Origin of the sequence: Acidovorax sp., assembly GCF_046294525.1 — a bacterium.
In the GTDB taxonomy this organism is placed as follows: Bacteria; Pseudomonadota; Gammaproteobacteria; order Burkholderiales; family Burkholderiaceae_C; genus Acidovorax.
Genome location: NZ_JBKBKQ010000047.1, coordinates 1 through 6404, shown reverse-complemented (window position 1 = coordinate 6404; position 6404 = coordinate 1). Strand labels below are relative to the sequence as shown.

Genomic DNA, 6404 nt, shown 5'->3' with positions numbered 1-6404 from the left:
GCTTGCGCGTGCGCTTGGTGGTGTTGCTCAGGCCCAGGCTGCTTTGCTTCATGTGCCTATTGTCTCGGCTTCAAGCATTCGTCGGCACATGACGCAGGGGATTCGTGAAGAGGGTCCTTAGGCGCTTCAGGCTGCGCCTACAAACAAATAAAACCAGGCACTTTCTTTCCCAAGGTGCCGTCGGTGACGAATCAATGGCTGGATGGCGAGTTGAGTATGACCTGATAGACAAACAAATAAACCCTCGCCAGTCGATAAAGCGTACCTCCAACTTCCGCCAAGCAAAATGGGTGAGGGGCGAGGTGGTAGACAGAGAAGTCTTGTTCTTCGGCATCGAGCGAACTGTGCCTGCCGGAGAGAAGGCTCGGTTCAAAGCGCTTATGCGTTCGACTTACGTTCATCTGCCGCCGCTTGAACCCCTCAATGCGGATTCAATTACCCAAGTGGAGCACATTCTTGGTAAGTCGGTTGCCGACTATCGGGTTACGCAATATGGAAATGATGACACGTTCCTAGTTGGCCGAAACGGTCCGAACAACTACTCGGAATTTCACTTCGGTGCAGGTGAGTCTTCAGTTATTCGAATGATCACAAAGATCGAGCAGGCACCAGCGAATAGTCTGATCCTCATTGAGGAGATCGAAAACGGCCTTCACCCCGTTGCAACCCAAAGAATGGTTGAGTACCTTATCGACGTAGCAGAGCGAAAGTCGATTCAAACAATATTTACTACGCACAGTGACTACGCGCTTTCCCCCCTTCCTAACGAGGCCATTTGGGCGTGCATAGACGGCAAGCTCAGGCAGGGCAAGCTCTCTGTAGAAGCGCTGCGCGCCGTCTCTGGTCGGGTGGACAAGAAGCTTGCAGTCTTTGTCGAGGACGAGTTTGCCAAAACTTGGGTAGACACCATCTTCAGGGAAACGTTGGGAGCGGACTACGATCAAATTGAGGTGCACGCTGTACACGGCGATGGCAACGCGGTGAGTACACATCGCGGACATCTGCGCAATCCTGCTGTCACCTTCAAATCTCTATGCGTGATTGATGGTGACTCCACCCAAATCGACAATCCGAATGATGGCGTCATTCGGCTTCCTGGAGCCCAACCAGAACTGGCTGTTTTCGAGAGCATTCGAGCAAGACTTGAAGAGGATCTAGCAATACTCACGGTTTCATGCCAACGAGCTCCAGAGGCCCAGGAACTCGTAAATCGCTCAATTGAACAAGTTATAAGGACGAATCGCGACCCACATCTGATATTCAATCAGCTGGGAATCAAGATTGGCTTCGTTCCCGAGGGAATCGTACGAGGAGCGTTCCTCGCGCTGTGGGTTCGCGCGAATCCAGATTTCTGCCAAGACCTCGCTGCACGCGCACGGCAACTGATTGCAGCCTAGTCCAACTATCAGCAATTGACCGTAGCGGGCTAGTCAAACCTCAATACCTCCGCAAGCGCCGTCGCCAACGAGCTCACCTGCATGCACCGCCGGTGGTAGCCCTATAGCGCCAGCCGCCCAACACGCTCAGCAGCCACCGCCAAATAGCGCAGCAACTCGGCCTTGCACGCGTCGAAACCCGCGCTGAATCCTTCTTCCTCCTCCAAGCGCCGCACGAACACCTGCGCCATCGCAAGCCCCTCTTTCCACGCAGCCGCGCTGACCTGCTCCCCCACCGTCAGTTCCAACGTCCGATCCGGCAAACCGCCCCCCGCCGTGGGTGCAAACGCCATGGGCGTCATGTCATACGCAGGCGCCAGCTCGTAAGGCCTGCGCCCCTCTGACAAGCACGACAGATTGCCGCTGTGCATGTCGGTGTTGCCGATCAGGGTGCCAAACGCCCACAGCAGGCAGGCCGTGTCAAAGGCCTGGGGGGTGATGACCCCGGACTTCCACAACGCCCTGGCGATCACCGGCCAGTTGCCGCCGCTGCCGACAAACTCGGCATCCAGCGCGGCGAAGGAATGCAGTGCCCTGCGCCCGCGCGCGCCCAGGCGGTCAAACCGCTGCACCTCCAGAAATCGTTGAGTGCCGTGCATCCAGGTCATGGACTGCGCAGCAGGCACGCCGTGGTCGCGCAGCACCTGCAGGGCGATGTGTTCAGCCAGCAGCAGGTCGCGCCAGCGGGCGCTCACAGGGGTATCGAGTTCTGCGGTGAACTTGACCATCACATGCGCGGCAGTGCCATCGGCTTGCTCTGCGTAGGCGGTGAACTTGGGCTGTGCTCCGGCGGCGGACGAGCCCGCCACTTCGCCGCGCGCGGCCAGGTCGGCCAGCTGGGCGTAGGTGGGCAGCTTTTGCGCGGCTGCAATGGGCACGGGGTCGGGCGCGTTGACGAATTGGTCGCGGGCCGTGGGGCCGATGAGCAGGTTGCCGGGCATGTCGTCGCCCTGGTCCAGGATGGCGCGCAGCGCGTGGGTGTCGCTCCAGTCGCCCAGCCGTTCGGGCAGGCCCAGGCGTTGGCCGTGCCGCTGGCAGTAGGCGCGCCCCAGGTAGCCCTGCGGGCGCATGTCAAAAATCCACCACGGCAGGCCATCGCTGTGCAGCCGGGCCCCGCCCGCCTCGATCATCACAAAGCCCTGCGGGCACACCGGGATCAGGGTGCCCAGGGTTTCGAGCGCGCCCTGGGGGGTGACGCGATACACGGTGGCCTCCAGATCGGCGCGGACTGGATCGCGGAGTGTGTATTGAATAGATCTTGCGGCGCCAAAAGGCACCACGTCGCCCCCCAGCGCGCTAAGGGCCCGGGAGACGGTGGGCTGGCTGACCTGCAACGCCTGCGCCAGCGCCTGCGCCTTGGCGGGGCCGGGGCGCAGCAGGGGGCGGATGGCGTTGGCGTAGGTCTGGGCGGCGGAGAGCATGGCCTAAGGATACGACGACTGAATCGAAAACTGAATAAATAAAAGAATAGATTGAACAAACTGAATCAGAGCCCGATGGTTGCGTTTTCTAGTTATTCACTGACAAACAACTACCCAATGCAACAACCGCGCTGCGCGTGGCGCGCCTATCTGGTGCGGCGCAGCCCCTGGGGGCCTCCGTTCGCGCACGGCTCAAAGCATGCCGAGGCGCGCCACCAGGACTTCTACCTGGCGCTGAAGCGAAAGCCATGGGAGTCGTGGCGCGGGATTGGTCGAGGTCAACACCCACCACAGCGAGCAGACTCGATCAATGGCTTTGCGGGCGGTGTGCGTAGCGCCACTGCACATTCATCACCATCGACTCCCCCTGCGCCAGCGTGCGCAGGCCCGGCTGCCCCGGCTGGTGAAAGGCGTCGATGGGCTGGGTGATGGGCTCGAAGCAGAACGCGGGGCCCTGCGGCGGGCGGTAGACCAGGCAGTAGTGGTGGGCAGTGCCGCCGTCTTCTTCAAAATCAGGCATGTGGGCCGTGAGGCGCAGGCCGCGCTCGGGCCAGTCGATCTGGGCCGTACCGCCCCAGCCGGTGTAGGCGTTGTCGATCAGGCCGCCGTTGGCGGGGGCGCCGGTGTTCAAGTCCCAACCGGGCGGGAAGTGCTGCGTGTGCTGTGTGGGCAAAGGGTCGTCGCCACACAGCCACAAGCCCTGCACCGGCGCCGTGATGCGCGTGCCGGGCGTGCGCGGAAACCAGGGGTGCAGGCCGAGGCCGTAGGGCAGCGGCTGCGCGCCCAGGTGCCGCACCTGCACCGACTGGTCCAGGCCGCCGTCCACTAGGCGGAAGGTCTGTACACATTCGTACTCGTAGGGGTTGTCGTCAAAGCGCTCGGAGCGAAGTTGCATCTGCAGCGTGTCGGGTGCGGGCTGGGTAAGTTGCCAGGGCTGCAGCCAGCCATCGCCGTGAATAGGGTACGGCTCGCCCACGCGGTTGGGGCGCATGGGGTGGAACCGGCCCGCGTGTTCAAACCCGCCGCCGCTGATGCGGTTGGACCAGGGCACCATGGCGAAGGACGCAAGCTGGTACAGGTCGGGCGTGGCGCCGTCCCACGGGCGCCACAGGTCGATGCGTGCGCCCGCCTCTTGAGGGTCGTCAATCTGCCAGGCCGCCACGCTGCCGCCCAGTGTGGGCACCAGGCCCAGGTGCTGCCCCGCGTGGTGCAGCCAGACGATGGGGTGGGAGGATGTGGCCTCGGTCATGGGCGGTGTGCTTTCTTTGGTGTGTTGACGGGGATTGCGGGTTGGCAGATTGCTCGGGGCTGCGTTCAGCGCTTGGAGCGGATAACAAAACCCAGCGAAGCGGTTCTGGCCAGGCGCCGCGTCACAGGCTGTACGCGTAGTACGACAAGACGCAGCAACGGCGCCAGAAGGGTTTTGTCAGCCGCTCTCAGCCGCCAAATGGATGGGCGGGCAGGCCCAGGCTGTCGGTGTCCACCGCAAACAGGGCCCCGGCCAGCGGCTCGGCCGCCAGCTGCTCGGGCGTAAGGCCTACCCGCGCAGAGCTGATGAACAGCGTGCGCAGGTCTGCGCCACCAAACGCGCAGGTGGTGACCTGGCTGACTGGCAAGCGCACGCGGCCCAGCTCGGCGGCGGTTACCGGGTCGTGGCAGGTCACGCACCAGCCGCCCCAGTGCGCAATCCACAGGCGGCCCTGCGCGTCGGTGGTCATGCCGTCGGGCAGGCCGTCTTCGGGCAGCCAATGCTTCCACAGCGTTTTGTTTGACACGGTGCCTGCGGCCAGATCGCTGTCGTAGCGGTAGGTGTTGCCTTCGATGGTGGCGTTGAAAAACATGGCCGCGCCCTGCCCCGTGCCAGACCAGGTGGGGCCGTTGGTCACGGCAAAGCCGTCGTCGTGGCGGGTGCAACTCCCGTCGGGGTCATAGCGGTAGAGCGCGCCCGTGGGCGCCTCGCACGCAAAGTCCATGGAGCCCGCCCAGAAGCGGCCCTGTGCATCGCATTTGCCGTCGTTGAAGCGGTTGCCCGCGCGGTCGGGCTCGGGCTGGTGCAGGTAGCGCGGGGCGATGTCAGCAGCGGGGTCGAACAGTGCAAAGCCCCGGCGCAGGGTGACGATGAAGCCGGGGGCATGCGCGCGTTCGGCAATGGCGGAGATTTCTTCGTCAAACGTCCAGCGCTGGTGGGCGCCGGTGGCCGGGTCCCAGCGGTGCAGCTCGCGCTGGAGGATGTCCACCCAGTACACGGCCTGCTCACGCACAGACCACAACACGCCTTCGCCCAACGCGTTGCCCAGTGCGATCACACAGCGCACGGCGCCTGTCACGGGCGAGGCCAAGGCAGCAGCGCGGGCGACGGCGCCCTCGGTCGGTGAGATGGGGGTATCCAGCAAGGGGCGCACATGTGTCTCCGGTCGTTTTTTTGCATCGGCCTGCCGCCAGGCACTTGACGAACGGCATCTTATCAACGCCAATTGATACTTGAAATGAAATTTTTTTCAATTGATTGATTGCAATATTTATATGTCAAAGGTTTTTACCCCCTCTTCCTCTTCGACAGACGCCACTGGCGCCCCCCAGGGCCTGGCGAAATTCCCCAGCCTGCAAGGCCGTGCCGTGTTTGTGACCGGCGGCGGCAGCGGCATTGGCGCGGCCATCGTGGCGGCGTTTGCCGAGCAAGGTGCCCGCGTGGCCTTTGTGGACGTGGCCCGCGAGGCCAGTGAGGCCTTGGCCCAGCACATTGCCGATGCAGGCCTGCCCCGCCCCTGGTGGCGTGTGTGTGATGTGCGCGATGTGCAAGCCCTGCAAGCCTGCGTGGCCGATGCGGCGGCTGAGCTGGGCAGCGACTTTGCAGTGCTGGTGAACAACGTGGCCAGCGACGACCGGCACACGCTCGAATCCGTGACGCCCGCGTACTACGACGAGCGCATGGCCATCAACGAGCGCCCCGCTTTCTTCGCCATCCAGGCCGTGGTGCCGGGCATGCGCAGGCTGGGCGCGGGCTCGGTGATCAACCTGGGCTCCACGGGCTGGCAAGGCAAGGGCACGGGCTACCCCTGCTATGCCATCGCCAAGTCGTCGGTGAACGGCCTCACGCGCGGGCTGGCCAAGACGCTGGGGCAGGACCGTATCCGCATCAACACGGTGTCGCCGGGCTGGGTGATGACAGAGCGGCAGATCAAGCTGTGGCTGGACGCCGAGGGCGAGAAGGAGTTGGCGCGCAACCAGTGCCTGCCGGACAAGCTGCGGCCGCATGACATTGCGCGGATGGTGTTGTTCTTGGCGTCGGATGATGCGGCGATGTGTACGGCGCAGGAGTTCAAGGTGGATGCGGGGTGGGTTTGAATTTTTGAGGTCTTTTTGGGCTCTGGCGCCTATCCATCAAGCGCTAGCAGCTATTGTTTTTGCAGTCCTGATGACTCCCGCCCGTTCGGGCTGAGGTTCTATGGCTTTCGTCAAGTTCTGACAGCGACCAACGCAGGATCGAACAGGACGTGCTGTTTGAACAGTGAGAAAGCCACACGCAAGAGCTTGCGGGCAAGCACAA

5 protein-coding genes are annotated in these 6404 nt (G+C 63.0%); 2 read left to right on the top strand and 3 right to left on the bottom strand.

Translation table 11 applies throughout. From position 1 onward, the window contains the following. The first annotated feature begins 320 nt into the window (after positions 1–320). Complete coding sequence (locus ACK4HJ_RS22800; protein WP_409835830.1) at positions 321–1397, top strand: AAA family ATPase; 1077 nt, start codon at positions 321–323, stop codon at positions 1395–1397. A gap of 101 nt (positions 1398–1498) precedes the next feature. Here the strand turns inward: ACK4HJ_RS22800 and yjjJ are convergent, their stop codons facing one another. From yjjJ to ACK4HJ_RS22785, 3 genes are all read right to left on the bottom strand, one after another. Continuing rightward, positions 1499–2857: a type II toxin-antitoxin system HipA family toxin YjjJ gene (yjjJ, locus tag ACK4HJ_RS22795; RefSeq protein WP_409835828.1), complete on the bottom strand. Its 1359-nt coding sequence runs from the start codon at positions 2855–2857 to the stop codon at positions 1499–1501. Between the two features lie 307 nt (positions 2858–3164). Continuing rightward, positions 3165–4106: an aldose 1-epimerase gene (locus ACK4HJ_RS22790; RefSeq protein ID WP_409835826.1), complete on the bottom strand. Its 942-nt coding sequence runs from the start codon at positions 4104–4106 to the stop codon at positions 3165–3167. A 187-nt stretch (positions 4107–4293) separates the two neighbouring features. After that, positions 4294–5259, bottom strand: coding sequence for an SMP-30/gluconolactonase/LRE family protein (locus tag ACK4HJ_RS22785; protein ID WP_409835824.1), 966 nt, complete (start codon positions 5257–5259; stop codon positions 4294–4296). Positions 5260–5380: 121 nt separating this feature from the next. Between ACK4HJ_RS22785 and ACK4HJ_RS22780 the strand changes: the two genes are divergently transcribed. Continuing rightward, positions 5381–6202 carry an SDR family NAD(P)-dependent oxidoreductase gene (locus tag ACK4HJ_RS22780; RefSeq protein ID WP_409835822.1) on the top strand — a complete coding sequence of 274 codons (822 nt, stop codon included), beginning with the start codon at positions 5381–5383 and terminating at the stop codon, positions 6200–6202. Positions 6203–6404: the final 202 nt, after the last annotated feature.

What these genes read in the sequence shown, in the direction of transcription:
- yjjJ (WP_409835828.1), bottom strand. Translation starts at nt 2,857, where the DNA reads ATGCTCTCCGCCGCCCAGACCTACGCCAACGCCATCCGCCCCCTGCTG.
- ACK4HJ_RS22790 (WP_409835826.1), bottom strand. Translation starts at nt 4,106, where the DNA reads ATGACCGAGGCCACATCCTCCCACCCCATCGTCTGGCTGCACCACGCG.
- ACK4HJ_RS22780 (WP_409835822.1), top strand. Translation starts at nt 5,381, where the DNA reads ATGTCAAAGGTTTTTACCCCCTCTTCCTCTTCGACAGACGCCACTGGC.